27 protein-coding genes are annotated in these 24469 nt (G+C 70.9%); 15 read left to right on the top strand and 12 right to left on the bottom strand.

Translation table 11 applies throughout. The features are described 5' to 3' along the window. Positions 1-2 precede the first annotated feature (2 nt). Genes leuS through holA form a run of 3 tightly spaced genes read left to right on the top strand, consistent with a single transcriptional unit; the run spans position 3 to position 4090 of the window. Positions 3-2579, top strand: a complete 2577-nt coding sequence (gene leuS / locus AB6A65_RS10060; protein ID WP_371038237.1) for a leucine--tRNA ligase — start codon at positions 3-5, stop codon at positions 2577-2579. Then, on the top strand, positions 2566-3057 hold the full coding sequence (lptE, locus tag AB6A65_RS10055; protein WP_371038236.1) for an LPS assembly lipoprotein LptE: 492 nt from the start codon (positions 2566-2568) through the stop codon (positions 3055-3057). The genes leuS and lptE overlap by 14 nt, the downstream gene beginning before the upstream one ends. Before the next feature lie 7 nt (positions 3058-3064). After that, positions 3065-4090: a DNA polymerase III subunit delta gene (gene holA / locus AB6A65_RS10050; RefSeq protein WP_371038235.1), complete on the top strand. Its 1026-nt coding sequence runs from the start codon at positions 3065-3067 to the stop codon at positions 4088-4090. Here holA and AB6A65_RS10045 read toward each other — a convergent pair. After that, positions 4087-5319, bottom strand: a complete 1233-nt coding sequence (locus AB6A65_RS10045; protein WP_371038234.1) for a TIGR03862 family flavoprotein — start codon at positions 5317-5319, stop codon at positions 4087-4089. The genes holA and AB6A65_RS10045 overlap by 4 nt on opposite strands. On the opposite strand from AB6A65_RS10045, the gene AB6A65_RS10040 reads away from it, so the two are divergent. Further along, the gene (locus tag AB6A65_RS10040) at positions 5318-5632 is read left to right on the top strand and encodes an HNH endonuclease (protein ID WP_371038233.1); all 315 of its coding nucleotides are present in this window, start codon (positions 5318-5320) and stop codon (positions 5630-5632) included. The genes AB6A65_RS10045 and AB6A65_RS10040 overlap by 2 nt on opposite strands. On the opposite strand, the gene AB6A65_RS10035 is transcribed toward AB6A65_RS10040, so the two are convergent. Further along, the gene (locus tag AB6A65_RS10035) at positions 5629-6243 is read right to left on the bottom strand and encodes an enoyl-CoA hydratase/isomerase family protein (protein ID WP_371038232.1); all 615 of its coding nucleotides are present in this window, start codon (positions 6241-6243) and stop codon (positions 5629-5631) included. The genes AB6A65_RS10040 and AB6A65_RS10035 overlap by 4 nt on opposite strands. Next, positions 6240-6992: an SDR family oxidoreductase gene (locus tag AB6A65_RS10030; protein ID WP_371038231.1), complete on the bottom strand. Its 753-nt coding sequence runs from the start codon at positions 6990-6992 to the stop codon at positions 6240-6242. The genes AB6A65_RS10035 and AB6A65_RS10030 overlap by 4 nt, the downstream gene beginning before the upstream one ends. A 149-nt stretch (positions 6993-7141) precedes the next feature. On the opposite strand from AB6A65_RS10030, the gene AB6A65_RS10025 reads away from it, so the two are divergent. The 3 genes from AB6A65_RS10025 to AB6A65_RS10015 all read left to right on the top strand — a co-directional run bounded on the left by AB6A65_RS10025 (position 7142) and on the right by AB6A65_RS10015 (position 10916). Continuing rightward, on the top strand, positions 7142-8656 hold the full coding sequence (locus AB6A65_RS10025; RefSeq protein ID WP_371038230.1) for a DUF2125 domain-containing protein: 1515 nt from the start codon (positions 7142-7144) through the stop codon (positions 8654-8656). Positions 8657-8794: 138 nt separating this feature from the next. Beyond that, a complete protein-coding gene (locus AB6A65_RS10020) occupies positions 8795-10144 on the top strand; it encodes a TldD/PmbA family protein (protein WP_371038229.1) in 1350 nt (449 codons plus the stop codon). After that, the gene (locus AB6A65_RS10015; protein ID WP_371038228.1) at positions 10131-10916 is read left to right on the top strand and encodes an inositol monophosphatase; all 786 of its coding nucleotides are present in this window, start codon (positions 10131-10133) and stop codon (positions 10914-10916) included. The genes AB6A65_RS10020 and AB6A65_RS10015 overlap by 14 nt, the downstream gene beginning before the upstream one ends. Here AB6A65_RS10015 and AB6A65_RS10010 read toward each other — a convergent pair. Further along, a complete protein-coding gene (locus AB6A65_RS10010) occupies positions 10874-11338 on the bottom strand; it encodes an ACT domain-containing protein (protein WP_371038227.1) in 465 nt (154 codons plus the stop codon). The two genes, AB6A65_RS10015 and AB6A65_RS10010, sit on opposite strands and share 43 nt — an antisense overlap. Positions 11339-11413: 75 nt before the next feature. Here AB6A65_RS10010 and AB6A65_RS10005 point away from each other — a divergent pair, with 75 nt between their 5' ends. From AB6A65_RS10005 to lpxK, 3 genes are read left to right on the top strand one after another with little or no spacing between them, the layout of a single operon-like run. Next, complete coding sequence (locus tag AB6A65_RS10005) at positions 11414-11659, top strand: DUF4170 domain-containing protein (protein WP_371038226.1); 246 nt, start codon at positions 11414-11416, stop codon at positions 11657-11659. Continuing rightward, on the top strand, positions 11656-12870 hold the full coding sequence (locus tag AB6A65_RS10000) for a 3-deoxy-D-manno-octulosonic acid transferase (protein ID WP_371038303.1): 1215 nt from the start codon (positions 11656-11658) through the stop codon (positions 12868-12870). Before AB6A65_RS10005 ends, AB6A65_RS10000 begins: the two co-directional genes overlap by 4 nt. Then, entirely contained in the window at positions 12870-13874 is a 1005-nt protein-coding gene (gene lpxK / locus AB6A65_RS09995) for a tetraacyldisaccharide 4'-kinase (RefSeq protein WP_371038225.1), read from the top strand. Before AB6A65_RS10000 ends, lpxK begins: the two co-directional genes overlap by 1 nt. Here lpxK and AB6A65_RS09990 read toward each other — a convergent pair. Genes AB6A65_RS09990 through AB6A65_RS09980 form a run of 3 tightly spaced genes read right to left on the bottom strand, consistent with a single transcriptional unit; the run spans position 13871 to position 16184 of the window. Then, complete coding sequence (locus tag AB6A65_RS09990) at positions 13871-14992, bottom strand: CaiB/BaiF CoA transferase family protein (protein ID WP_371038224.1); 1122 nt, start codon at positions 14990-14992, stop codon at positions 13871-13873. The two genes, lpxK and AB6A65_RS09990, sit on opposite strands and share 4 nt — an antisense overlap. After that, a complete protein-coding gene (locus AB6A65_RS09985; protein ID WP_371038223.1) occupies positions 14890-15654 on the bottom strand; it encodes a DsbA family protein in 765 nt (254 codons plus the stop codon). Before AB6A65_RS09985 ends, AB6A65_RS09990 begins: the two co-directional genes overlap by 103 nt. A gap of 14 nt (positions 15655-15668) precedes the next feature. Next, complete coding sequence (locus AB6A65_RS09980; protein WP_371038222.1) at positions 15669-16184, bottom strand: DUF721 domain-containing protein; 516 nt, start codon at positions 16182-16184, stop codon at positions 15669-15671. 83 nt (positions 16185-16267) lie between these two features. Between AB6A65_RS09980 and mutY the strand changes: the two genes are divergently transcribed. The 3 genes from mutY to AB6A65_RS09965 all read left to right on the top strand — a co-directional run bounded on the left by mutY (position 16268) and on the right by AB6A65_RS09965 (position 18908). Next, positions 16268-17326, top strand: coding sequence for an A/G-specific adenine glycosylase (mutY, locus tag AB6A65_RS09975; RefSeq protein WP_371038221.1), 1059 nt, complete (start codon positions 16268-16270; stop codon positions 17324-17326). A gap of 87 nt (positions 17327-17413) precedes the next feature. Further along, on the top strand, positions 17414-17617 hold the full coding sequence (locus AB6A65_RS09970) for a hypothetical protein (RefSeq protein WP_371038220.1): 204 nt from the start codon (positions 17414-17416) through the stop codon (positions 17615-17617). 142 nt (positions 17618-17759) lie between these two features. After that, on the top strand, positions 17760-18908 hold the full coding sequence (locus tag AB6A65_RS09965; protein ID WP_371038219.1) for an alkane 1-monooxygenase: 1149 nt from the start codon (positions 17760-17762) through the stop codon (positions 18906-18908). Positions 18909-19143: 235 nt separating this feature from the next. On the opposite strand, the gene AB6A65_RS09960 is transcribed toward AB6A65_RS09965, so the two are convergent. From AB6A65_RS09960 to AB6A65_RS09940, 5 genes are all read right to left on the bottom strand, one after another. Continuing rightward, a complete protein-coding gene (locus AB6A65_RS09960; RefSeq protein ID WP_371038218.1) occupies positions 19144-19881 on the bottom strand; it encodes a hypothetical protein in 738 nt (245 codons plus the stop codon). A gap of 309 nt (positions 19882-20190) precedes the next feature. Then, positions 20191-20832: an NAD(P)-dependent oxidoreductase gene (locus tag AB6A65_RS09955; RefSeq protein WP_371038217.1), complete on the bottom strand. Its 642-nt coding sequence runs from the start codon at positions 20830-20832 to the stop codon at positions 20191-20193. 126 nt (positions 20833-20958) lie between these two features. Next, the gene (locus AB6A65_RS09950; RefSeq protein WP_371038216.1) at positions 20959-22062 is read right to left on the bottom strand and encodes a site-specific DNA-methyltransferase; all 1104 of its coding nucleotides are present in this window, start codon (positions 22060-22062) and stop codon (positions 20959-20961) included. Between the two features lie 101 nt (positions 22063-22163). Then, positions 22164-22796 (bottom strand): ribonuclease HII, encoded by a 633-nt coding sequence (locus AB6A65_RS09945; protein ID WP_371038215.1) that lies wholly within the window; start codon positions 22794-22796, stop codon positions 22164-22166. A 109-nt stretch (positions 22797-22905) separates the two neighbouring features. Beyond that, positions 22906-23319: a hypothetical protein gene (locus tag AB6A65_RS09940; protein ID WP_371038214.1), complete on the bottom strand. Its 414-nt coding sequence runs from the start codon at positions 23317-23319 to the stop codon at positions 22906-22908. 179 nt (positions 23320-23498) lie between these two features. Between AB6A65_RS09940 and AB6A65_RS09935 the strand changes: the two genes are divergently transcribed. Both AB6A65_RS09935 and AB6A65_RS09930 read left to right on the top strand, forming a co-directional pair. Next, positions 23499-23792 carry a hypothetical protein gene (locus AB6A65_RS09935; RefSeq protein ID WP_371038213.1) on the top strand — a complete coding sequence of 98 codons (294 nt, stop codon included), beginning with the start codon at positions 23499-23501 and terminating at the stop codon, positions 23790-23792. Continuing rightward, complete coding sequence (locus AB6A65_RS09930; RefSeq protein ID WP_371038212.1) at positions 23764-24468, top strand: transcriptional regulator; 705 nt, start codon at positions 23764-23766, stop codon at positions 24466-24468. The genes AB6A65_RS09935 and AB6A65_RS09930 overlap by 29 nt, the downstream gene beginning before the upstream one ends. The last annotated feature ends 1 nt before the right edge of the window (position 24469 follow it).

Genomic DNA, 24469 nt, shown 5'->3' with positions numbered 1-24469 from the left:
CCATGGCCCGCTACGCCCCCGCCGAGATCGAGCCGAAATGGCAGGCCGCCTGGGACGAGGCCGGCGCTTTCGCCGCCACGGCCGATCCCGCGCGGCCGAAATACTACGTGCTCGAGATGTTCCCCTATCCGTCGGGGCGCATCCATATCGGGCATGTGCGCAACTACACGATGGGCGACGTGGTGGCGCGCTACAAGCGCGCGCAGGGCTTCAACGTGCTGCATCCGATGGGATGGGACGCCTTCGGCATGCCCGCAGAGAACGCGGCGATGGCGTCGGGCGGCCACCCGAAGGACTGGACCTACGGCAACATCGCCGACATGCGCGGGCAGATGAAGCCCCTGGGCCTTTCCATCGACTGGAGCCGGGAATTCGCCACCTGCGACCCCGAGTATTACGGCCAGCAGCAGGCGCTTTTCCTCGACTTCCTGGAAAAGGGCCTCGTCTACCGCAAGGCGGCGGTGGTGAACTGGGATCCCGTCGACATGACCGTGCTCGCCAACGAGCAGGTGATCGACGGCAAGGGCTGGCGCTCGGGCGCGGCGGTCGAGCGGCGCGAGCTGGTGCAGTGGTTCTTCCGTATCTCGGACTATTCCGAGGAACTGCTGGAGGCGCTTGACACGCTCGACGACTGGCCCGCCAAGGTGAAGACCATGCAGGCCAACTGGATCGGCAAGAGCCGCGGCCTGCAGTTCTCCTTTTCGCTGGTGGACGGGATCGAGGGGCACGACCGGGTGGAGGGCTATACCACCCGGCCCGACACGCTTCTCGGCGCGAGCTTCGTCGCCGTCGCGCCCGATCATCCGCTGGCGCGATCGCTCGAACGCCACGACGCCGGCATCGCCGCCTTCAACGCCGAGTGCCGGCGGATGGGCACCTCGGAGGAGGAGCTCGAGACCGCCGAGAAGAAGGGCCACGACACCGGCTTGCGGGTGCGGCACCCCTTCGACACCAGCTGGGAGCTGCCGGTCTGGATCGCCAACTTCATCCTGATGGACTACGGCACCGGCGCGATCTTCGGCTGCCCGGCGCATGCCCAGCGCGACCTCGACTTCGCGCGGAAATACGACCTGCCGGTGATTTCCACCTTCGCGCCGTTGGAGGATGACGGCCAGCCGCTCGCAGAGGATGGCGGGCCCGCCTTCGTACCGCCGAAGTCCGAGCGCGTGATCTACATCCGCGGCTTCGCCGGCGAGACCGAGCAGACCGGCGAGGAGGCCGTGGAGGCCGCCATCCGCTTCTGCGAGGAGAACGGCGTGGGCCGGGGCGTGACGAAGTACCGTCTACGCGACTGGGGCCTCTCGCGCCAGCGCTACTGGGGCTGCCCGATCCCGGTGGTGCACTGCGAGAGCTGCGGCGTGGTCCCGGAGAAGAAGGAAAACCTGCCGGTCCTGCTGCCCGACGACGTGAGCGTCGACCAGCCCGGCAATCCGCTGGAGCGGCACCCGAACTGGGCGCGCACCGACTGCCCCGCCTGCGGCAAGCCCGCCCGGCGCGAGACCGACACGATGGACACCTTCGTGGACAGCTCCTGGTATTACGCGCGCTTCACCGCGCCGCGGGCCGAGACGCCCACGGACCCCGAGGAAACCGCCTACTGGATGAATGTCGACCAGTACATCGGCGGCATCGAGCACGCGATCCTGCACCTGCTCTACTCGCGCTTCTTCGCCCGCGCGATGCACATCTGCGGCCACCTGCCCGAGAAATCGAAGGAGCCCTTCGAGGCGCTCTTCACCCAAGGGATGGTCACCCACGCGAGCTACCAGACCCGCGACGCCGAGGGGCGGCCCGTCTATCACTTCCCCGAGGAGGTCGAGACGCGCGACGGGTCTACCGTGCTGAGGGAGACAAGCGCGCCGGTCGAGGTGATCGCTTCGGCCAAGATGTCGAAATCCAAGAAGAATGTGGTCGACCCAGTTGCGATCGTCGAGGCTTTCGGCGCCGACACCGTGCGCTGGTTCGTGCTCTCCGACAGCCCGCCGGAGCGCGACGTCGAGTGGACGGCCGCGGGCGCGGAGGCCGCGCACAAGCACCTCGCCCGCGTCCACCGGATCGTCGCCGAGATCGCCGCCCTGCCGGACGAGGCCGGCCGGCCGGAAGAGGACGAGGCGCTTCTGCGCGAGATGCACAAGACCATCCACGACGTCACGCAGGGGACGGAAAGCTTCGGCTTCAACGCCGCGATCGCGCGGCTCTACGCCTTCACCGCGACGCTCTCGAAATCGGCGGCGGGGGGCGGCGCGAAACGGCAGGCCGCCGCGGCGCTCGCGCAGCTCACGTCGCCGATGACCCCGCACCTCTCGGAAGAGCTCGGGGCGCTTCTGGGCCGCGAGGGCCTCGTCATCGACGCGCCCTGGCCCGATGCCGACGAAACCATGCTGGTGGAGGACACCGTCACCCTGCCGGTGCAGGTCAACGGCAAGCGCCGGGCCGAGATCACCGTGCCGCGCGACCTCGGCAAGGAAGACGTCGAAAAGGCGGCCCTCGCCACCGATGCGGTGGCGCGCGCGCTCGAGGGCGCCGCGCCGCGCAAGGTCATCGTCGTGCCGGGGCGGATCGTGAATGTCGTGGTCTGATCGCCGCAGCTTCGTTCTGGCGGCCTGCGCGGCGGCGCTGGCGGGCTGCGGCTTCACGCCGGTCTACGCCCCGGGCGGGGACGCAGCGCGGCTTCAGGGGCAGATCGCCTTCTCCGCCCCCGGAACACGGGCGGGATTCGACCTGCGCGCGCGGCTCGAAGAGCGCCTCGGGGCCGCGACGGCGGGCCGCTACGCGCTCGATGTCGTGCCCTCCGTCAGATCCGAGGGACTCGGCTCCACGCGCGACGGGCGCACCTCGCGTTTCCAGCTCGTGGGCAGCGCGGCCTTCACGCTCTCCGACGCGGAGGGGGGCACGGTGCTGGCCGAGGGCGAGGTCGACGGCTTCACCGGCTACTCCACCACCGGAAGCATCGTGGCCACCGAGGCCGCACGACGGGACGCGGAAACGCGGCTGATGGGGCTGCTCGCCGACCGGATCGTGGACCGGCTGCTTCTGGCGGCGCCGGATCTTTCCTGAGCCCGCGATGAAGCTTTCGCCCCGCGACGCGCCCCGCTACTTCGCCCGGCCCGACCCGAACGCCGCGGGGCTTCTGATCCACGGGACGGACACCATGCGCATCGCGCTTCGCCGGCAGGAGGTGATCGCGGCGCTCGTCGGACCCCAGGGCGAGACCGAGATGCGGCTGACGCGCATCGCCGCGGGCGATCTGCGCCGCGACCCGGCGCGTCTGCTCGACGCGGTGAAGGCGCAGGGCTTCTTTCCCGGCCCGCGCGTCGCCTTCGTGGAAGAGGCGGGCGACGGCCTCGCCGACACGATCGCCACCGCCCTCGGCGAGTGGCGGCCGGGCGACGCGCAGATCGTCGTCACCGCCGGCTCGCTCAACGCGCGGTCGAAGCTCCGCAAGCTGTTCGAAGGTCACGGGTCGGCCTACGCAGCCGGCGTCTACGACGAGCCCATGGGCCGCGCCGAGATCGAGGCGGAACTGGCCCGCGCCGGGCTTTCGGACATCCCGCGCGACGCCGGCGAGGCGCTCGCCGCGCTCGCCAGGCAGATCGAGCCGGGCGACTTTCGCCAGACGCTGGAAAAGCTCGTGCTCTACAAGATGTCCGACGACACGCCGCTCGGCCCCGCCGATGTCGCGGCCCTGGCACCCGCCTCCACCGAGGCGGACATGGACGACGCCGTGCATGCCGCGGCCGAGGGGCGCGACGGCGAGATCGGCCCGATCATGCAGCGCCTCGCGGCGCAGGGCGCGACGCCCATTGGCCTGGTGATCGCGGCGGCGCGCCATTTCCGGGCGCTCTATGCCATCGCCTCCGCCCCGGGCGGACCGTCCGAAGGGGCGGCGCGGCTGCGGCCGCCGGTCTTCGGCCCGCGCCGCGACCGCATGGTCCGGCAGGCCCAGCGATGGGGCGCGCCGCGGCTCGACGAGGGGCTCGGCATGATCGTGGACACCGACCTCGCGCTGCGCTCGGCGGGGCAGACCGCCCCCGCCATGGCGCTGGTGGAACGTCTCCTGATTCGTCTCGCCCGGCTGGGGGCGCGCTAGGGCGTGGCGCGCGCCGCCGCCGCCGCGCGCCCGGCCCAGCGGCCCGTGGAAAGGCAGGCGGTCAGCAGGTAGCCGCCCGTGGGCGCCTCCCAGTCGAGCATCTCGCCCGCGCACCAGACCCCGGGCACATCGCGCAGCTGAAGCCCCGAATCGAGCCCCTCCCAGCGCACGCCGCCCGCGGTCGAGATCGCCTCGTCGAGGGCCGCGAGCCCGGCATGGGCCACGGGCAGCGCCTTGACGAGCGGCGCAAGCGCCCCGGGCGCGGCCGGCAGCGGCCGCGCGAACTCCATCAGTAGCGCCTGGCGCACGGGATCCAGCCGCAGCGCGCGGCGGAGATGGTTGGAGAGACTCGCCTTGCCCCGCGGGCGGGCGAGCCGCCGGGCCACCTCGGCCTCGGTGAGGTCGGGCGCGAGATCCAGGAAGAGCGGCGCGCCCGCGCGAAGTTCCGGTGTCAGCGGATAGAGCCCGCCGCCCTCGAGCCCGCGCGCGGAGATCACCGCCTCGCCGCGCACCCGCCGGCCGCCCGCAAGAAGTGCGAGCGGCTTCGCGGGCCGTCCGAAATGCCGCGCCATGTGCGCCGACCACGCCACCCGAAGCGCGGCGTTCGATGGCGCGAAGGGCGCGATCGGCACGCCCCGCGCGGCGAGCCACGGGGCCCAGGCCCCGTCCGAGCCGAGCCGCGCCCAGCTCGCCCCGCCCAGCGCCAGAACCGTGCGACCGGCCTCGATCAGGCGCGGCCCGCCGGGCGTCTCGAACCGCAGCGCCGCATCCTCCCAGCCCCTCCAGCGCCAGCGCACGCGGCGCGCGACACCGAGCCCTTCGAGCCGGGCGAGCCAGGCGCGCAGGAGCGGCGAGGCCTTCATCGCCTCCGGAAAGACGCGCCCGGAGGAGCCGGTGAAGAGCGGCTGGCCGAGCCCCTCGGCCCAGCGCATGACCTCCTCGGGGCCGAAGGCCTCCAGCATCGGGCGCAGCGGGTCCGCCGCGGCGCCGTAGGCGGCGAGGACGCGCGGGAAGGGTTCGGCCTTGGTGAGATTGAGGCCGGACTTGCCGGCCATCAGGAACTTCCGGGCGACCGAGGGCTTCGCCTCGACGACCAGCACGGCGCGGCCCGCGCGGGCGAGTTCCTCGGCCGCCATCAGCCCCGCCGGCCCCGCACCCACCACCAGCGCCTCGATCCGCTCCATCGCGTCCTTGCCCTTTCCGCGGCGCGGACCATGCTCGGAGGCCATGACCGACGCCGCGCCCGATCCCGTCTGCCCGCTCTGCGGCCGCCCGATCCCGCCCGGCGCGCGGCAAAGCCTGCACCACCTCGTGCCGAAGCTGAAGGGTGGCAAGGGAGGGCCCACGGTGCTTCTGCACCAGATCTGCCACAACGAGATCCACGCCACGCTGACCGAGGCCGAACTGGCGCGGGACTACGCGACGATCGACGCGCTGCGCGCGCATCCCCGTCTGGCGCGATTCATCGGCTGGGTGTCGAAGCGCCCGCCGGACTTCCACTCGCGTTCGCCGGGCGCGCGCCGTCTGCGACGGCGGCGCTAGCGGCAGAGCTCCTTGATGGCGCGGGCATGCTCGGGCGCGGCGGCGCGCGTGTCCGCGGCGAGGGCGTGCGCCGCGTCCATGAGGTCATCGGCGGGCAGGACACGATCGACGAGCCCGAAGGCCAGCGCCTCGTCCGCCCCGATCTTCGCGCCGCCCATGAGCAGCAGCTTCGCCCGCGCCGACCCCACCAGCGCGGCGAGCCGCCCGGGATCGGAGGGCTGGGGCAGGAAGCCGAGCTTCATCACCGGGTAGAAGAATTTCGCCTCGGGCACTGCGAGTCGCAGGTCGCAGGCGAGCGCCATGCCGAAGGCGCCGCCCGCAAGCGTGCCGTTGAGCGCGGCGATCGACAGGCCCGGAAAGCCCGCAATGGCGGCCGAAAGCCGCTCCCATACCGGGGAGGTGGCAAGCCCCGCGCGCGCCTCCTCGAGGTCCGCCCCCGCCGAAAAGACGCCGCCTGCGCCGGTCAGGACGAGCGCCCGCGCGCCTTCCGCGCTCGCGCTCTCGGCGAATTCGGCGAGATCCTGGAGCATTTCCAGGGTCAGCGAATTGGCCTTTTCCGGCCGGTCGATCACGGCGGTCCAGAGCCCGCCCTCGCGCGTCACCCGGATCATGAAAGACCCACCTTCGCGCGGATGTCGGGATCGCGGAGGCTGATCTCCTCGCCGATCCAGGGGTCGGCCTCGGCCCTGCACATCCACACCAGCGCGCGGGCGGGCCATTCGGGGGGGATGTGCTCGGACCAGTCGAGCGCGCTCACGGGATTGATCCCGCTCGCCTTGATCTCGCGCTGCATCTCGGTCGCCACCGTGCCGGGGCTGAGGCCCATGGCGCGGATGCCGTGGGCGCGGCCCTCGGTGTCGGCGCAGCGGGTCAGCATCGCGGCGCCCGCCTTCGAGGCGCAATAATGGCTCCAGCCTTCCAGCGGGCTGTGCGCCGCGCCCGAGCTGACCGTCAGGATCGTGCCACCGCCCGCCTCGATCATCACCGGCATCGCGGCGCGCATCCCATGGAAGACGCCGTTGAGGGTGATGGCGACGGCCTGCGCCCAGGCGTCCGGGCCGGCATCGGCCAGGGGCGAGATGGGCTCGATCACCCCGGCGTTGTTCACCAGCACGTCGAGCCGCCCGAAGGCCTGCAGGCAGGCGCCCACCGCGGCCTCCACCTCGAGGTAGCGCGCGACGTTGCAGGGCACCGCGATGGCATCGGGGCCGATCTCTCCGGCCAGTTCGGCGATGTCCCGCTCGCTCCGCGCGAGAAGCGCCACCTTCGCGCCCTCGGCAGCGAAGGCGCGCGCCGCGGCCGCGCCGATGCCCCGGCTCGCCCCGGTGACCATGACCACCTTTCCGTCCAGTCCGCCCATGCCTCGCCTCCCTGCCGCGATGTCGCGCTTCCGTCGTACCGGGGTGATACGGCTGCCCCCGGCAGACGTCCACCCCGAGGCTTCGGGCTTGACCTGCCGCCCGCGCGGGAGGACGCTCGGGCCGAACGATACGCATGAAAGGCCGAACCATGAGCTGGAACACCTTGCGCGGCGGCCTCGCCGCCGTCATCGCCCTTGCCGCCGGCGGCGCGAGCGCCGACGTCACCGCCCGGCAGGTCTGGGACGACATGCGCGGCTACCTGGAGGGTATGGGATACAGCGTCACGGCGAGCGATTCGGCGGCCGGCGACACGCTGACGGTGCGCGACATCTCGCTTGCCCGCACCCTGCCGGACGACGAAGGCTCGGTGGATGTGACGGTGCCCGAGATCCGCTTCACCGAGAACGGTGACGGCACGGTCAGCATCCGCTACCCCGAGACCCTGCCCGTCGCGATCTCGGCCCGGCCCGAGGACGAGCCGCCCGCCGACTTCCGCCTCGACCTGACCCAGTCGGGCCTCGAGATCGTCGTCTCGGGCGATCCGGAGGACAGCCTGCGCTACGACTACGGCGCCGCGCAGCTGGGCATCGCGCTCGCCGATCTTGTGGTGGACGGACAGCCCGTTCCGCCCGGGGACGCCCGCGCGGCGCTGACGGTCACCGGGCTTGACGGAACGGCCACGGTGGGCAGCGGGCCGCTGCGTGCCATCGAGCAGAGCGCCTCGATGGAGCGGCTCGACTACGACGTCGATTTCGTCGACCCCGAGGGCGACGACGGGCGCGTGACGCTCAAGGGCAGCATGACCGCGCTGGAGTCGCGGACCTCCGCGCGCATCCCCGAACGCGCGGACCTCGACGACATGGCCGCGGCGCTCGACGAGGGGTATGCCCTGGAAAGCAGCCTCTCCTACTCGGGCGGACAGGCCGACTTCTCCGCCGAGGAGGACGGGCAGACCCTCACCGGCTCCACCCGGGCGACGCAAGGCGGCGTCGCGTTGGCCATCGACGCCGAACGGCTGTCCTACGATCTGACGGGCGAGGGCACCGATGTGACGCTCGAGGGCGACGAACTGCCCTTCCCGGTGTCCTTCCAGATGGCCCGGACCGTCATGTCCTTCGTCGTGCCGCTCACCCCGTCCGACGAGCCACGCGCCTTCTCGCTCGGTCTCACGCTCGGCGATTTCACGATGTCCGACAATCTCTGGAACATCTTCGACCCGGGCGCGATGCTGCCCCGCGATCCGGCCACGCTCTCGCTCGACGTGGACGGGCTCGCCCGCGTCCTGGTGAACGTCTTCGACCCCGACGTCATGGAAAGCGCGGACGAGCCCGCGCAGCTGGAGGCGCTGACGCTGAACAGCCTGGAACTGCGCGCGGCAGGCGCCGAACTGACGGGCGAGGGCGCCTTCACCTTCGACAACAGCGACACGGCCACCTTCAACGGCATGCCGCACCCCACCGGGTCGATCGACCTGCGCCTCGCGGGCGCCAACGCGCTGCTCGACACGCTGGTGAGCATGGGCCTGCTGCCGGAGGAACAGGCGATGGGCGCGCGGATGATGATGAGCATGTTCGCGGTGCCGGCGGGCGACGACGTCCTGCGCTCGAACATCGCCATCAACGGCGAGGGGCAGATCCTCGCCAACGGCCAGCGTATCCAGTAGCGCCGGCGCACGGGGCCGTGCCGCGCCGGCCGGGGGTCCGGTCGGCGCGGACGGTTTCGCGACCCCGGCGGGCACGCCCCGCTTGCGAAGCGGCGGGGCGAGGTCTACCTCACGGGCTCACAGCCGAGGAGACCGCCCATGCCCACTCCGAGCCCCGACACGCTCTCCGCCCAGCTTCTCGACGCCGCGCGCAGGGCGGGCGCCGAAAGCGCGGACGCGATGGTGCTGGCCGACCGCTCGGTGACCGTCGAGGTGCGCGGCGGCGCGCTGGAACAGGCGGAGCGGGCGGAAGGGATCGACCTCGGCCTAAGGGTCATGCTGGGCCGCCGCCAGGCCTGCGTGTCCGCCTCCGATCCCCGCGCGGAAACCATCGCCGAGATGGCGGAACGCGCCGTGGCGATGGCGCGCGAGGCGCCGGAGGATCCCCATGCCGGCCTCGCCGATGCGGCGCAGCTTGCCGAGGATCGCTCGGCTGCGGCTCTCGACCTGGCCGATCCCGCCCCCGAACCCGCGCCCGACGCGCTGCAGCAGGACGCGGCCCGCGCCGAGGCCGCCGCCCTGGCGGTCGAGGGCGTCAGCCAGGTGCAGGCCGCCTCGGCCTCCTGGGGCGCGCGCGAGATGCATCTCGCGGCCAGCAACGGATTTTCCGGCGGCTACCGGCGCACCAGCCGGTCGCTGTCCTGCGTGGCGATCGCCGGCGCGGGGCTCGGCATGGAACGCGACTACGACGGCGACGGCCGGGTCTACCAGTCGGACCTGCGCGACGCAGACGAGATCGGCCGCACCGCCGGCGAACGCGCGGTGGAGCGGCTGGGCGCGCGCCGCCCGCGCACCGGCGCCTACCCGGTGGTCTTCGACGAGCGGATCGCCGCCTCGCTGGTCGGGCACCTTCTGTCGGCGGTCAACGGCACCGCGGTGGCGCGCGGCGCGTCGTGGCTGCGCGACGCGCTGGGCGAGCAGGTCCTGCCCGAGGCCCTGTCGCTGATCGAGGATCCGCATCGCCCCCGCGTGCCCGGCTCGCGGCCCTTCGACGCCGAGGGGCTGCCGACCCGCCGCCGCGCCATCGTCGAGAACGGAAGGCTGACGGGCTGGACGCTCGACCTGGCCACCGCGCGAAAGCTCGGCATGGCCTCGACCGGGAACGCCGCGCGCGGCGTGTCCTCGCCGCCCTCGCCGACCAACTGGAACGTGGCCCTCACCCAGGGCACGCGAAGCCGCGCGGAGCTTCTTGCCGAGATGGGGACGGGGCTCCTGGTGACCTCGATGATCGGCTCCACGATCAACCCGAACACCGGCGACTACTCGCGCGGGGCGTCCGGTTTCTGGGTGGAAAACGGCGAGATCGCCTGGCCGGTCAACGAATGCACGGTGGCGGGCAACCTGCGCGAGATGCTTCTGACCCTCGTGCCCGCCAACGACGCGCGGCCGTGGCTGTCGCGCGTCGTGCCCTCGCTTCTGGTCGAGGGGCTGACGCTTGCAGGAGAGTGACCTCGCCCTGCTCGTCCGCACCGCCCGAACGGCCGGCGAGGTCGCGCTGCGCTTCCACGGCCCGACCGCGAAACGCTGGGACAAGCCGGAAAACGCGGGCCCGGTGACCGAGGCCGACATCGCAGTGAACGCCGCGCTCGCCGAGATCCTTCGTCCGGCGCGGCCCGACTATGGCTGGCTGAGCGAGGAGGACGAGGACGCCCCCGAGCGCCTCGCGGCCGAGAGATGCTTCGTCCTCGACCCCATCGACGGGACCACCGGCTTCATCGAGGGATCCTCGAGCTGGTCGCTCTCGCTCGCGGTGGCGGCGGGGGGCGCGATCAGCGCAGCCGTGGTCTATCTTCCTGCCCATGACCTGCTCTACAGCGCCGAGGCGGGCGGCGGCGCCTGGCTGAACGGCGCACGGCTCTCGGCCTCCGCCCGGCAGGAGATCGACGGCGCGAACGTGCTGGCGACCCGGTACGCGCTCGATGACCGGAACTGGCCGGGGGGGCGCCCGGACTTCGAGCGCCATCACCGGCCCTCGCTCGCCTACCGCCTCGCGCTGGTGGCGGAGGGGCGGTTCGACGCCATGCTGACGCTGCGCGAAAGCTGGGACTGGGACATCGCCGCCGGGCTGCTGCTTTGCGTCGAAGCCGGGGCGGTCGTGACCGACCGGCACGGCGGCACCCCGCGCTTCAACACCGATCCGCCGCGCACCGCCGGCGTGGTGGCCGCCCCGCCGCAGCTTCACGCGCCGCTGATCGAGGCGCTTCGGGGCGGCGGGGGCTGACCGGCCCGCGCGGCGCGCTGAAGGGCCGAAAGCGCCTCCATCGCCTCGTCCGCATGGATCTCCGGCACGAAAAGATGATCGTGGTGGAAGGCCGCGACAACGTTGCAGGCGATGCCGCGCGCGGCGAGCGCCTCTGACACGGCAGCAGTGAGGCCCACGCCGTCGAGCGCGGAGTGCACGGTAAGCGTGATCCGCCGCATCGCGGGACCGTCGGGAAAGCCCATGTCCCGCGCCTCGGCCACCTCAAGCACGAGCGAAAGCCCCTCATCCTCCCGAAAGGTCGCGAGCGCCCGCGCCGCGGCCTCGGCGGCGCGGGCGGGATCCGCGCAGGTGCAGAAGCGATAGGTCGCGGGATCGAGCGCGGGCTCCATCGCCGCGATCATCGCGCGCGTGTCGCGCACGGGCTGACCCGGGGCGCTCATGCCCGACCCGCCTTGACCGGGCGCCCCCATCGCGTAGGGTCGCGCCGGTCCGGCCCACAGCGAAAGGGAACAGCCATGGCGCAGCGACTGCATCTGGTCTTCGGCGGCGAGCTGGTCGATCCCACCAGCACGAAGTTCAAGAACGTCGACGACATCCACATGGTCGGCATCTTTCCCGATTACCAGAGCGCCTACAACGCCTGGAAGGCCGAGGCGCAGCGCACGGTGGACAACGCCCACACCCGTTACTTCATCGCCCACCTGCACCGCCTGCGCGACGAGGCCGCGGAGGCCTCGCCCACCGAGGAACTCGACAGCTGAGACCCGCCCCCGGCCTCGCCGCCTACCTGGCGCTGACCCGCAAGCCGCTGCGCGGGGCGGCCGCGGAGACCGAAGCGCGACCCGGGGAGGAAATTGTCTGGCTGCACCTGGGACGCCATGCGCGGCCGCGCGGGCTGGTCCAGCTCGGGCAGCGGATCGCGGCGCAGCGGCCAGGTCTCGCGCTGCTCTTCACCAGTGCGGACGACGCCCGGCCGGACACGCTGCCCGGCGAGGCCATCTGGCGACGCGTGCCGGACGAGAACAGCGCCGCGGCCGAGGCCTTCCTCGCCCACTGGCGTCCCGATTGCGGCATCTGGGGCGGGGGCGCCGTCCGGCCCGCGCTTCTGGCCTGCGCGGCACGGGCGGGCGTGCCCCTTCTGATGGTGGACGCCGAAGAGACGGGCCTTTCCCGGCGGCCGGTCCGGTTCCTGCCGCGCGTGGTGCCGGCGACCCTCGCCTTTTTCACCGCCTGCTTCGCGCGCACCGGTGCCGCCGGGCGGCGGCTGGAGCGTCTCGGCGTTCCCGAAAGCGAGATCACGGTGACGGGCCCGCTGCAGGAGGCCGGCGCGGCGCTGCCCTGCGACCTTCGCATGCTCGAGCGCCTCGGCGAGGCGCTGGCGGGGCGGCCGGTCTGGCTCGCCGCCCATGTCCAGCCCACCGAAATGCGAACCGTGCTGCGCGCCCATCGTGCCGCGGCACGCCTGTCGCACAGGCTTCTGCTCGTGCTGGCGCCGGCGGAGCGGACCGTCACCCCCGAGGTCGCAGCCGCGATGGCGACGGCGGCGGGGCTTTCCGTGGCACGGATGCGGGACGGGCCGCCCCAGGACCGGACTCAGGTGCTCGTGTCGGAGGGCCCGGGCGATCTCGGCTTGCTCTACCGCCTCGCCCCGGTCACCTTCATGGGAAGCTCCATCGAAACGGAGCGCGGCGGCGAGGATCCCTTCGCGCCGGCCGCGCTTGGCTCTGCGGTGATTCACGGGCCGAACGTGCGCCGCCACATCGACGCCTACGCGCGGCTCGACGCGGCGGCGGCGGCGCTTCGGATCGCGGATGCCGACGGCCTCGCCGCGGCGCTGGCGCAGCTTCTGGCGCCGGACCGCGCCGCGGCGATGGCCGAGGCCGCCTGGAGCGTCGCCTCCGAAGGGGCAGAGGCCACGGACCGTATCGTGGACCTTGTGCTCGACACGCTCGACCTGGGAAGGCTCACCTGATGCGCGCCCCTGCCTTCTGGTTCACCCCGCCCGACCGCCCGGACTGGCGCGCGCGCCTGCTCGCGCCTCTCGGGGCGCTGACGGCGCGGGCCACGGCGCGGCGCGTGGCCCGGGGGCCCGGCGCGCGGCCCGGCGCGCCGGTGATCTGCGTGGGCAACCTCAATGCCGGCGGCACGGGCAAGACGCCCACCGTCATGGCGCTCGTGCAGCGCCTCGCGGCGCAGGGCGTTGCGGCGCATGTCGTCTCGCGCGGTCACGGCGGGCGGCTGGAAGGCCCCGTGCGGGTGGACCCGCGCCGCCACGACGCCGCGGATGTGGGCGACGAGCCGCTGCTGCTGTCGGCCTTCGGCCCGGTCTGGGTGGCGCGGGACCGCGCCGCCGGCGCGCGCGCCGCCGCGGCGGCGGGGGCCGAGGCGATCCTTCTGGACGACGGGTTCCAGAACCCGGCGCTGGCCAAGGACCTCTCGATCGTGGTGGTGGACGCCGCGCTCGGCTTCGGCAACGGGCGCTGCCTTCCCGCCGGACCGCTGCGCGAACCGGTGGAGGCGGGGCTGGCGCGCGCCGACATGCTGCTGTCCATCGGGGCGCCGCCCGCCCAGCGCGCCTTCGACGCGACATGGGGCGGGGCGATCCGCGTGCCGCATCTTCGCGGCCATCTCGCCACGCTCCAGACCGGCATGGACTGGACCGGCGCGCGGCTTCTCGCCTTCGCGGGGATCGGCCATCCCGAGAAGTTCTTCGCGACGCTTCAGGGTCTCGGCGCGGAGCTCACCCGCGCCGAGGCGCTCCAGGATCACCAGCCGCTGACGCCCGCACTGCTGGCCCGGCTGGAGCGGGAGGCGGCGGCCCGCGGCGCGCAACTCGTCACCACCGAGAAGGACGCGGTGCGCCTTCCGGCCGCCTTCCGGCCGAAGGTCCTGACCCTGCCGGTGCGCCTCGAACTGGTGGACTGGTCGCCGCTCGACGCCGCGCTCGCGGGCGTTTTGAAGACCGCGGAAGGCTAGGCCGTGCCGTCGTCCTCGCCGAGCTTCGGGGACGGGCGGCGCAGCGTGAGATCCGAATCCGAGAAGGCGAAGGGCGAGCGCACGCCCGGCACCCCGTCGAGGGTCACCTGCATGCCCCGGTGCCGCACCTGCGGGTCGGCGAAGACCTCGGCCATGTCGTTGATCGGTCCCGCCGGCACGCCCTCGGCCTCGCAGGCGGACAGAAGCGCGGCCTTGGACCAGCCCCGCGTCTGCGCCTCGAGCCGCGCGGAAAGCAGGTCGCGGCGTTGCACCCGGTCGGCGTTGGTCGCGAACTCCGCCGCCTCGCCGAGGTCGTCAGCGCCCAGAAGCCCGCAGAGCCGGCGATACTGCGCGTCGTTGCCGGTGGCGATGATGATGTGGCCGTCCGCGCAGGCGAAAACCTGGTAGGGCGCGAGATTCGGGTGGAAATTGCCCGTGCGCGCGGGCGGCGTTCCGGTAGCCAGATAGTTCATCGCCTGGTTCGCCGTGACCGCCACGGCGACGTCGAGGAGCGCCATGTCGACGTGCTGGCCCCGCCCCGTGCGCGCGCGCTGATGCAGGGCGGCGAGGATCGCGGTCGCGGCATAGACGCCCGTGAAGATGTCAGTGACCGCAACGCCCGCGCGCTGCGGCGGGCCGTCCGGATCGCCGGTGATCGACATGAACCCCGACATGCCCTGGATGATGTAGTCGTAGCCCGCCCGGTGGGCGTAGGGGCCGTCCTGCCCGAACCCGGTGACCGAACAATAGACCAGCCCGGGATGATCGGGCGCGAGGCTCGCGTAATCCAGCCCGTACTTGGCGAGCCCGCCCACCTTGAAGTTCTCGCTCACCACGTCCGCCCCGGCCACCAGCTCCAGAACCCTGGCACGGCCCGCCTCGGTGCGGAAATCGGCGGTCACGCTCGCCTTGCCGCGATTGCAGGAATGGTAATAGGCGGCTTCGCGCGCGCCGTCACGCTCCACGAAGGGCGGCCCCCAGCGGCGCGTATCGTCCCCCTCGGGGCTTTCGACCTTCACCACCTCCGCTCCGAGGTCGGCGAGGACCTGGCCGGCCCAGGGACCGGCCAGGATGCGCGCCAGCTCGACGACACGGACCCCTTCGAGCGGGGCGGGCATTGCCCGGCGAGCTTTTCGTCCAGGATGCGGGCGAAATCGGAATAGCCCATGTTGGAGTATTTCTCGCCGTCTATGACGAAGCTCGGCGTGGCGTCGATGTCATGCTCGGTGGCGTTTTCCTGGTACCATGCGACGAGGGTCCGAAGCTTGTCCGCGTCGGTCAGGCAGGCCTCGATCCGGTCGTTGTCCATCCCCGCCATGCGCCCGATCTTGCGCAGTTCGTTGGCGATGGCGAGGTCGGAGCCCGCGCGCGACCATTCGCTCTGACCGTCGTAGATCAGGTCGACGATGCCGAAGTAGCGATCCGGCCCGGCGCAGCGCGCGATCAGCGAGGCCCACATGCCGTACTTGTCGAAATAGACCTCCCGGTGGATGAAACGGACCTTGCCGGTATCCACGTAGTTCTCCTTGATCTGCTCGAACGGCCCGGTGTGGAAGCTCGCGCAGTGCGGGCAGGTGAAGGAGGCGTATTCGATCACCGTCACCGGCGCGTCGGGATCGCCGAGCGCCATCTCGGTGACCGAGGAGGTGTCCACCTCCGCGCCCTGCGCCTCGGCCGCCATCGGCAGCCCTTCCGGAGCGCTTGGCGCGCGGGTGAGCCAGAAGGCGCCCCCCACAACGAGAACGAGCGCGAGCGCGGCGGGAACGATGTATCGTGTCATGGAATGTCTCTCCGTCAGGTGCTGCGGCCGGCGCGCTCGCGGGCGAGCACGTTCCGGGCCAGTGTCTCGAGCGCCTCGCGCAGGCCCTCGTCGGCCACGGGCGCGGCGAGGCTTTGGGCCTCGCGCTCGGTCCGGGGGTCGGGTGCGGGCGCGCGCCGCGCAGGCGCGGTGTAACCCGCCTGCGCTTCCGCGAAACCCTCGGGCGCGGTCTGGGTGATGCGCAGCCGGGCGATGGCGTTGTAGCCGTAGGCGGCGTTCACGCGGGCGCGCAGGCGTTCCTTCTGCATCTCCAGAACCGGAGCGTGGGCGCCCGTCGTCAGCAGCGTCAGCGTCGCGCCGAAGCCGCCCTGCGCGTAGCTGACCTTCACCGGGCGCGCCACGGCGGCCATGTCGGCGCCGGCGATCTCTTCCCACCTTGTGAGCAGACGGGACACGGCGAAGCCGCGCGCCTCGCCGGCGCGGCGGATGCGGGATTGCAGAAGGGTCGCGGCGCGGGCGAAACCGCGCGTGGTCGCGGGTCTGTCGATCACGGGTTGAATCCTTACCTCACCCCCTATTCTAAGGGACCAAGCGCCGCGCGCCAGCCCCTTCCGCCGCGAGGTCAGCCAACTCCATGTCACGCTTGCGTGAATCGCCTTCCGCCGATGAGCTTCTCGCCTGGTATGACCGCCATGCGCGGGCGCTTCCGTGGCGCGTGGGGCCGGCAGAGCGCGCGGAAGGGAGCCGGCCCGATCCCTACCGCGTCTGGCTGAGCGAGGTGATGCTTCAGCAGACCACCGTGGCCGCGGTACGCGGGTACTTTCACCGCTTCACCGAACGCTGGCCCACGGTAGAGGCGCTCGCCGCCGCCGAGGACGGCGCGGTGATGGGCGAGTGGGCCGGGCTCGGCTACTACGCGCGCGCCCGCAACCTGCTGAAATGCGCCCGCGTGGTGGCATCCGATCATGGCGGACGGTTCCCCGACAGCGCGGACGCGCTGCGGGCGCTGCCGGGCATCGGCCCCTATACCGCCGCGGCGATCGCCGCGATCGCGTTCGACCGGCCCGAGACGGTGGTGGACGGCAACGTGGAGCGGGTGATGGCGCGGCTGCACGATATCCGCACGCCCCTGCCCGCCGCGAAGCCCGAACTGACCGAGGCCGCGGCCCGCCTGACGCCCGATGCGCGGCCGGGCTGCTACGCCCAGGCGGTGATGGACCTCGGCGCCACGATCTGCACGCCGCGCAATCCCGCCTGCGGCATCTGCCCGTGGCGCGCGCCCTGCGCCGCGCGGGCCGAGGGCACGGCGGCCGGGCTGCCGCGCAAGACCCCGAAGAAACCGAAGCCGGTGCGCCACGGCATCGCCTACCTGGCCCGGCGGGTGGACGGGGCCTGGCTCTTGGAGCGGCGGCCCGACAGCGGCCTTCTGGGCGGGATGCTGGGCTGGCCCGGCACCGACTGGGCCGAGGGCGCACCCGATCCCGCGCCGCCGATCCGCGCGGAATGGCGCGACGCGGGCGCCGAGGCGCGGCACACCTTCACCCACTTTCACCTGCGCCTTGCGATTCGCACCGCGCTCGTCCCGATGGACCGTGCGCCCGAACGCGGGACGTTCCTGGACCCCGAGGTGTTCCGCCCGTCGGAACTGCCCACGGTCATGCGCAAGGCCTTCGACATCGCGCGAAAGTTGTAGCGCACCGCGATTTCGCCACAGTCTCTCCGCATGCCTGCCACGGCCGCGCGCGACACCGCCCCAAAGTCACCAGGACGGATCAGGGCGATGTCGAATCACTCGGATTTCCAGGCGCGTCTTGCGCGGATCGAAGCGCGCCACGGGGCCGGCGCGCCGCTTGCCTCGACCGACGGTGGGGCGATCGGCGAGGACGAGGCGCAGGCCCGCCCGACGATGCGGTTCGGCGTGATCGTCGTCGGGCTCGTCACGGGATTCGGTCTCGGGCTCGCGGGGATGCTTATTCTGATCTGAGCGCGGCCGCGGACGCCGCGCGGCGAGTGCCGGGGCGCCCGGTGACGCAAGGTCGCCTCGCGGCCGGTGCGCCGGCCCGTCGCCACGCGGCCGTCCCGGTGCTAGTCTCGACGCCAGACATCACCAAGCGGTCGCACGCGCCATGCAGCAGCTTCACACGATCCCCGCCACGCAGCTGAGCCGCTGGCAGTCGGCCATGCCGTTCTGGCTGTCGCTGGCGCTGCCGCCGCTCGCGGCGTACGGTGCATGGGCCGGGGGCTGGAACGTGCTGCTGCTGCCGCTCGTGACCTGGTATCTCTTCGCCGCGGCCGACGCCGCGCTCGGGCGCGACAGCGGCAATGCCGACCCGGACACGCCCGACGAGGCGCTGCGCTGGTACAGCCTCGTCACCCGGGTCTGGGCGCCGGTGCAGTTCGTCACGCTTTTCGGTCTTCTCTGGTACGTCCCTCGGGCGGATCATCTGGGCACGCCCGAAACGGTGGCGCTGTTCTTCGGCGTGGGCGTCATCACCGGCACCATCGGGATCAATTACAGCCATGAGCTGATGCACCAGCGGAACCGGTGGGAACGCTGGCTGGGCGACGTCCTTCTCGCCATGGTGCTCTACTCCCACTTCCGCTCGGAACACCTGCTGGTGCACCATCGCTATGTCGGAACCCCCCGCGATCCGGTGACGGCGCGCTACAACGAGGGGTTCCACCGCTTCTTTCCAAGGATGCTGCGCCAGTCCCTCGCCTCGGCCTTGCGGGCCGAGGCGCGAATGCTGGCGCGCAAGGGCCGGCCCTGGTGGGCGCGCGAAAACCCGTTCTGGCGCTACTGGGCGCTGCAAGGTTCGATGCTGGCGCTGGCCCTCGCCCTCTCGGGCTGGGCGGGCCTCGCGCTCTTTCTGTGGCAAGCCGTGATCGCGGTCTGGCATCTCGAACTCGTCAATTACGTCGAGCATTACGGGCTGACGCGGAAGCATCTGGGCGACGGACGATACGAGCATGTGCAGCCACATCACAGCTGGAACGCATCGCACCGGGCGTCGAACTGGCTACTGATCAACCTGCAACGCCACTCGGATCATCATTACAAGCCGGATCGCCGGTTCCCGCTCTTGCAGACCTACACCGACCGGGAGGCGCCGCAGCTGCCCTACGGCTATCCGGTGATGACGATGGCGGCGATGGTTCCTCCGCTCTGGCGGCGGATCATGAACCCGCGCGTGCGCGCCTGGCGGCGCCAGCACTACCCCGAGATCGCGGACTGGCACCCCTACAACGAGGCGCGCAACCCGCTGCCGCGCTAGCGTTCTGCACCTGACACAAGATGCCCATGCGAAGGCAGGCGCCAGGTGAGGAGGCAAGTATTGCGGCTGGGAATGTCAGATGACGGCAGTCAGCCCCGGAGCGGAGCAACGGCACTCTCCTCGAATATGCGATTGCTGCCTTTCACCGAAATAGTCGCGAACTGGTAAACCGTGGATGGAGCGGCCGATCACGATTGTGCGATATTTGATTCGAAAAAGCGCCCTTCGAAAAGAACTAAATCGTTGTGCGGCCTTCTATCACCACACAGAACGGGCGCTGCTCCGCCTCGCTCAAATCAGTTTTTTTTGGCGCGCCACCAGAGTCAGCTTGGGGAATTGATGCAGCCAAGTTCTCATCCAAAATTCTTATAAAGCCCTCGAGCGCGTCATGAACTCGGGAAACATGGAGGCAGCCGTCAAATGCATAAAGAGTAAGGTGGTCAAACGCCCTTGTAATTCCATTAATATCATCTGCCGCCGCAATTTTAAAAGGCTTGAGAATTGGATCAACTGAAAATAGTTGGATGTTGAATATGAACTCCTCCGCCTCGACGCGCGGACTGAATGTCCATCTCACGAGACCATTAATCGGGAGAAAGTCTTTTCGTTTTGAATAGTTTCCGATTCTTTGTGCGAGATGATCCTTTGCGTTACGTAACTCAGCCGCAGACCGTGCAAAAATAGGCAGGTTAGAATCTTCGTAGACGGGGCTGAGCATATTTGGCTCAGAATTACAGACTTTCTCGATGAAGTAGAGCGTTGAAACAGTCGCCCAGAGGGAATCCAGCATCTCGCTACGTTCCGATACCGACAGCTCTTCGTCTCCTTTTCCGGAATGCTTCTGCATAAATTTTTTTTGAAAAGACATTTGCGAAAAGGCGCTTTCAAGAAGATGGGAAAGAGCCGAAAAAGCGATTGTTTGCTTGTGGTCGAGTGCATATGGAAAGAATCTAAGAAATGAAATGGTGCCCATAGCTCCGCGTCCTTTTCGCCCTTATGCTGAGAGGAACCCAAGACGGCTTCAGAGGCAATGGGGCTCGACGTCGCCGTCTGGCAACGGCCTTACGTTATTACCCGATGCCGAGGTCCAATATGAGTTCTCATTTTGCCTCCGCCGCACTTTTCGCGAAAGGCCGCTGTCGGGAAACAGCCTCGACTTTGCAAGCCCCGCTCCCTGCTTGACGTCGTCGCTCGCACCTTCGCCGAGCGGCGGAGGTTCACCAGAGGCGCTCCGGGGAACTCACGTCAGGCGCAGAACGCTAGGTGAGGGGCGCGCCCGGCATCAGCGCACCAGCACCGGCGCCGCGCCGACGTGGCTGTCGGCCTCCAGCGCGTTCAGCAGGAAATCCGCCACGTCCGCGCGGCTGATGATCCCGTTCCGCCAGTCCGCCTTCTCGGTCAGCACCTTGTAGCGCCCGGTATGCGGCCCGTTGGTCAGGATGCCCGGGCGCACGATCGTCCAGTCGAGATCGCTTGCCTTGATGAGATCCTCCTGGCGCGTCTTGTCGTCGTAGGCGCGCCCCATCACGGCGCGGAACGGCAATCTTTCCGCAAGGCTCAGCCGTTCGGAGCTTTCGCCCGCGCCGAAGCCCGTGACGGCCAGCAGGCGCCGCACCCCCGCGGCCGACATCAGCGGCAGGAGCGCTTGGGTGGCCGTCGAGAAGAGCGCCACCGGCTTCGTGATGAAATCGAGGTTCTTCGGCACGCCGAGCGCGAGGATCACGGCGTCCACCCCCTCCAGCGCGGGCCGGAGGTCGGCTGGATCCGTGGCGTCGCCCGGCACCGGTTCCAGCCGCTCGCTGTCGAGCGCGATCTTGTCGGCGCTGCGGGCCATGGCGCGCACCGTGAAACCGCGTTCCAGCGCCTGGCGCGTCACTTCAAGGCCGATGCCGCGGCTCGCGCCGATCACGAGTATGCGTTTCATTGCGGGCTCCCCTTGCCGTTCCGCCCGAACAGATAGCACGAACGGCGCATAAAAAAGGGCCCCGCCGGAAGGGCGGGGCCAGGTCGGCGCGCTGTCAGGCGACAGGCACCGGCGGTGTTCGGAGACTCAGTTGGGCCGTGCGGCCATCTCGGCGCGCAGCTGCTGGCGCAGCACGTCGATCGGCACCGTCTTGCCGTCGCGCCGGAAACACCAGTAGGTCCACCCGTTGCACGAGGGCGCCCCCTCCAGCGCCGCGCCCACCTGGTGGATCGATCCCTTCACCTGGTCGGCCACCAGCGTGCCGTCCGCGCGGACCTTGGCGCTCTTGCCGCTGAGAGAGGTCAGCACCTCGCCCGGCCGCAGCATCCCGCGCTCGACGAGCTGGCCGAAGGGCACCCGCGGCTCCGCGCGCCGCGACGGGCTCACCTCCAGCGCGGAGCGATCGTAGGGCCGCACGGCGCGCAGCCGCTTCGCGGCGAGCTCGCGGTAGCCCGCGTCCCGCTCGATGCCGATGAAGTCGCGCCCGAGCATCCGGGCGACCGCGCCGGTGGTGCCGGTGCCGAAGAACGGATCGAGCACCAGATCCCCGGGATTTGTGCAGCCGACGAGAACACGATGCAGCAGCGCCTCGGGCTTCTGGGTCGGATGCGCCTTGCCGCCGGCCTCGTCCTTGAGGCGCTCATGTCCGGTGCAAAGCGGGATCACCCAGTCCGAGCGCATCTGGATGCCCTCGTTCAACGCCTTGAGCGCCTCGTAGTTGAAGGTGTATTTCGCGCCTTCCTCACGGCTTGCCCAGATCAGCGTCTCGTGAGCGTTGGTGAAGCGCTTGCCCCGGAAGTTCGGCATCGGGTTCGACTTGCGCCAGACAACGTCGTTGAGGATCCAGAAGCCCGCGTCCTGCAAGGCCGCGCCCAGGCGGAAGATGTTGTGGTAGGAGCCGATCACCCAGATCGCGCCCCCGGGCCTCAGGACGCGCCGCGCCTCGGCGAGCCAGGCACGCGAGAAGGCGTCGTAGGCCGCGAAGCTGTCGAAGCGGTCCCAGTCGTCGTCCACCGCGTCCACCCGGCTGTTGTCCGGGCGGTGCAGGTCCCCGCGAAGCTGCAGGTTGTAGGGCGGATCGGCGAAGACGAGGTCCACCGACGCCTCCGGAAGCGTCTTCATGGCCTCGATGCAGTCGCCGGCAAGGATCTCGTTGCGCGGCACGGCCGCCGCGGTCTCGCGCGTTGTCATCGTGTTTTCTCTGCCTCTGTTCCCGGCGCGGTTCGGTCCGCGCTCGTCTGGTGAGACCGAAGATGAGTCAAAGGCGATTCGCGGTCAATTTCTTTTTCGAATCAGGTACTTATCGTTTTCGCTTGATACAATATCTTGTGCACCGGCGCGAAGGACCGCCTATGGTGTGGGGAGGGTCCGAGATCTTGAAGCGCCGCGATGTGGCTTTTCGACCCGTATCCCATGTTCGTCTCCCAGCCATAACCCGGGAACTGTTGCGCAAGCTCCAGCATCAGCGCGTCGCGCGCCACCTTGGCCATGATGCCCGCCGCCGCGATCGAACAGCACACCCCGTCGCCGCCGATGATCGCGTCCGCGCCGCAGGGCAACGCGGCGGGCAGGCGGTTGCCGTCCACGAGAAGGTGCTGGGGCGGGCGGGACAGGCCGGCCACGGCGCGCGACATGGCCAGATGCGCGGCGTGCAGGATGTTGAGTTCGTCGATCTCCTCGACGCTGGCATGGGCGACGCAGACCTCGCCCGCGGCGGTGATCTCGGCGGCAAGTTCGACGCGGCGCGCCGGCGGCAGCCGCTTGGAATCGTCCAGCCCTTCGGGGACCCGCGCCGGATCGAAGATGACGGCCGCCGCCGTCACCGGCCCGGCGAGCGGGCCCCGCCCGGCCTCGTCCAGCCCGGCCACGCGAAGCAGCCCACGGCCATGCAGCGCGCGCTCGAGGGTGAAGTCGGGACGGTCCATGCATCACGGGAGGCCGCCCGACACGGGCCGAAGGCAAGTCGAAAATGGGGTCGCGCCCTGCCAGCCGCGCGCCCCCGGTCGCCGGCACCGCCCGGCGGCGCCGGCCTGCTCACCCCCGTTCGAGGCGCCAGCCTTCGGCGCGCATGCAGCGTGCGGCGTAGCCCAGCGTACGGCCGTGGAAGGTGCGATAGCGCTGAAGACAGGCCCCCGGCAGCCGGTCCGGCCGCGGCACCGCGCGCACGGCGCAGTCGCGGTCGATGTAGCGGCGCACGCCGTTGCGGCCCTCGGTCGTGCGCAGGCAGCGCGGCGGAACGGTCTTGGCAAGCTGCGGGCGCGCGGGCGCCGCGCGGCGCCGCTCGTCCTTGCGATTGTCCTGGATCGCCTTTCCGATGATGGCGATCGCCGCCACGCCCAGAAGAACGCGGGCGAGGTCGTCCTGGTCGGCCGCCCGGGCGGGCTGGGCGGCCAGGGCGGTGATCGTCAGGCTGGCCGCCAGAACGGCGGCGATGAAACGTCGGGACATGAGAGGACTCCTTTTCTGCGTCCGGCGCCCCGGCCGCGTCCGGCGGCGCGGGGCCTGTGCGGTCCCTCTTCGGCCCGGTCCGGCGCGGCAGGCAATAACCGGCCGCCGCTATCCGATAGCGCCCCCGCCCAGGCGCCGCGTTATTGAAAAGCCGCGGGCTTGGGCGCAGTGTCTGGCGCATGAAAAGACATGCCATCCTCCCCGCGCTTCTCGTGGTCGCGACGGCGCTCGCGGCGACGCCCGCCGCGGCGCAGTGCTTCGCCGATTACAAGGCGAAGCAGGACGCGCCCCTGCGCCTGCATTACGGAACCGCCGAGATCGCGGGGCAATGCACGCCCGCCGCCGCGGCCGAGGCGCTCGCGCCGCGCCTCGCGGCGGCGGGCTGGACGCTGCTCAACGTGGTCTCGGTCTTCGGCCCCGAGGGCCTCGCGGAAAGGAAAGAAAGTGCCGGCGCCTTCCACCTCCGGTTCTGAGGCGCGCCGCCCCGGCGCGCGCCTCGTCGGCGCAGGCATCGCCGCGATCCTCGCGCTGCTCGCGGGGGCGGCGGCGCTGCTGCTCGTCACGCTGCCCGACGGCGACGCCTTCAACGCGCGCGTCGAACGCATCTTCGTGGAGAACGACGACCTCACCAGCCAGGCCGAGATCAAGCTTCTCGAGATCCTCGCGCAATCCGGCACGGCGTTCTCGGACACGCTGGCAGGCTATCGCGTGGTGATCGTGGTGCTGCTGGTCTTCGCCGCCGCGATGCTGGTGGCCGCGCTCGTTTTCCTGGTGATGCTCGTGGCGCTCAACCGCCGCATGGCGCAGATCGAGCGCGCTGGCATCCAGGTGAACTCGCTCCTCATCAGCCGCGAGGAGAATACCGTCTATCTCAACAATCTCGGGCTCACCCTCACCCCCGCCGCGATGGAGACGCTGAGCGCGCTGGCCGAGGCGCGCATGGACGACGAGGTGCTGACCGGGGCCGAGATCGAGGCGGTGATCTCCGGGCGCCACGCCTCGGACTGCGACGAGGCCGCGGGCGCGACGCGCATCAAGCGGCTGCGCGACGGGCTGGGCAACCAGCTGGTGAGCGCGCTTCTGGTGCGCAACATCGCCCGGCGCGGCTACATGCTGGCCGTGGACAAGGACGCGATCCGGGTGATCTGAG

Origin of the sequence: Rhodosalinus sp. FB01, from assembly GCF_041365715.1 — a bacterium.
Lineage (GTDB): Bacteria > Pseudomonadota > Alphaproteobacteria > Rhodobacterales > Rhodobacteraceae > Rhodosalinus.
The sequence above is the reverse complement of the archived record's forward strand: the minus strand, read 5'-3'. Positions and strand labels throughout refer to the sequence as shown.

Coding starts and splice junctions, on each gene's coding strand:
- AB6A65_RS09955 (WP_371038217.1), bottom strand. CDS start 20,832: ATGAAACGCATACTCGTGATCGGCGCGAGCCGCGGCATCGGCCTTGAA.
- AB6A65_RS10010 (WP_371038227.1), bottom strand. CDS start 11,338: ATGAGCGCCCCGGGTCAGCCCGTGCGCGACACGCGCGCGATGATCGCG.
- lptE (WP_371038236.1), top strand. CDS start 2,566: ATGTCGTGGTCTGATCGCCGCAGCTTCGTTCTGGCGGCCTGCGCGGCG.
- AB6A65_RS09950 (WP_371038216.1), bottom strand. CDS start 22,062: ATGACAACGCGCGAGACCGCGGCGGCCGTGCCGCGCAACGAGATCCTT.
- AB6A65_RS10030 (WP_371038231.1), bottom strand. CDS start 6,992: ATGGGCGGACTGGACGGAAAGGTGGTCATGGTCACCGGGGCGAGCCGG.
- AB6A65_RS09970 (WP_371038220.1), top strand. CDS start 17,414: ATGTCGAATCACTCGGATTTCCAGGCGCGTCTTGCGCGGATCGAAGCG.
- AB6A65_RS09940 (WP_371038214.1), bottom strand. CDS start 23,319: ATGTCCCGACGTTTCATCGCCGCCGTTCTGGCGGCCAGCCTGACGATC.
- leuS (WP_371038237.1), top strand. CDS start 3: ATGGCCCGCTACGCCCCCGCCGAGATCGAGCCGAAATGGCAGGCCGCC.
- AB6A65_RS09985 (WP_371038223.1), bottom strand. CDS start 15,654: ATGACACGATACATCGTTCCCGCCGCGCTCGCGCTCGTTCTCGTTGTG.
- AB6A65_RS10045 (WP_371038234.1), bottom strand. CDS start 5,319: ATGGCCTCCGAGCATGGTCCGCGCCGCGGAAAGGGCAAGGACGCGATG.
- AB6A65_RS09965 (WP_371038219.1), top strand. CDS start 17,760: ATGCAGCAGCTTCACACGATCCCCGCCACGCAGCTGAGCCGCTGGCAG.
- mutY (WP_371038221.1), top strand. CDS start 16,268: ATGTCACGCTTGCGTGAATCGCCTTCCGCCGATGAGCTTCTCGCCTGG.
- lpxK (WP_371038225.1), top strand. CDS start 12,870: ATGCGCGCCCCTGCCTTCTGGTTCACCCCGCCCGACCGCCCGGACTGG.
- holA (WP_371038235.1), top strand. CDS start 3,065: ATGAAGCTTTCGCCCCGCGACGCGCCCCGCTACTTCGCCCGGCCCGAC.
- AB6A65_RS09960 (WP_371038218.1), bottom strand. CDS start 19,881: ATGGGCACCATTTCATTTCTTAGATTCTTTCCATATGCACTCGACCAC.
- AB6A65_RS10035 (WP_371038232.1), bottom strand. CDS start 6,243: ATGATCCGGGTGACGCGCGAGGGCGGGCTCTGGACCGCCGTGATCGAC.
- AB6A65_RS10040 (WP_371038233.1), top strand. CDS start 5,318: ATGACCGACGCCGCGCCCGATCCCGTCTGCCCGCTCTGCGGCCGCCCG.
- AB6A65_RS10025 (WP_371038230.1), top strand. CDS start 7,142: ATGAGCTGGAACACCTTGCGCGGCGGCCTCGCCGCCGTCATCGCCCTT.
- AB6A65_RS09945 (WP_371038215.1), bottom strand. CDS start 22,796: ATGGACCGTCCCGACTTCACCCTCGAGCGCGCGCTGCATGGCCGTGGG.
- AB6A65_RS09935 (WP_371038213.1), top strand. CDS start 23,499: ATGAAAAGACATGCCATCCTCCCCGCGCTTCTCGTGGTCGCGACGGCG.
- AB6A65_RS10005 (WP_371038226.1), top strand. CDS start 11,414: ATGGCGCAGCGACTGCATCTGGTCTTCGGCGGCGAGCTGGTCGATCCC.
- AB6A65_RS09990 (WP_371038224.1), bottom strand. CDS start 14,992: ATGCCCGCCCCGCTCGAAGGGGTCCGTGTCGTCGAGCTGGCGCGCATC.
- AB6A65_RS10020 (WP_371038229.1), top strand. CDS start 8,795: ATGCCCACTCCGAGCCCCGACACGCTCTCCGCCCAGCTTCTCGACGCC.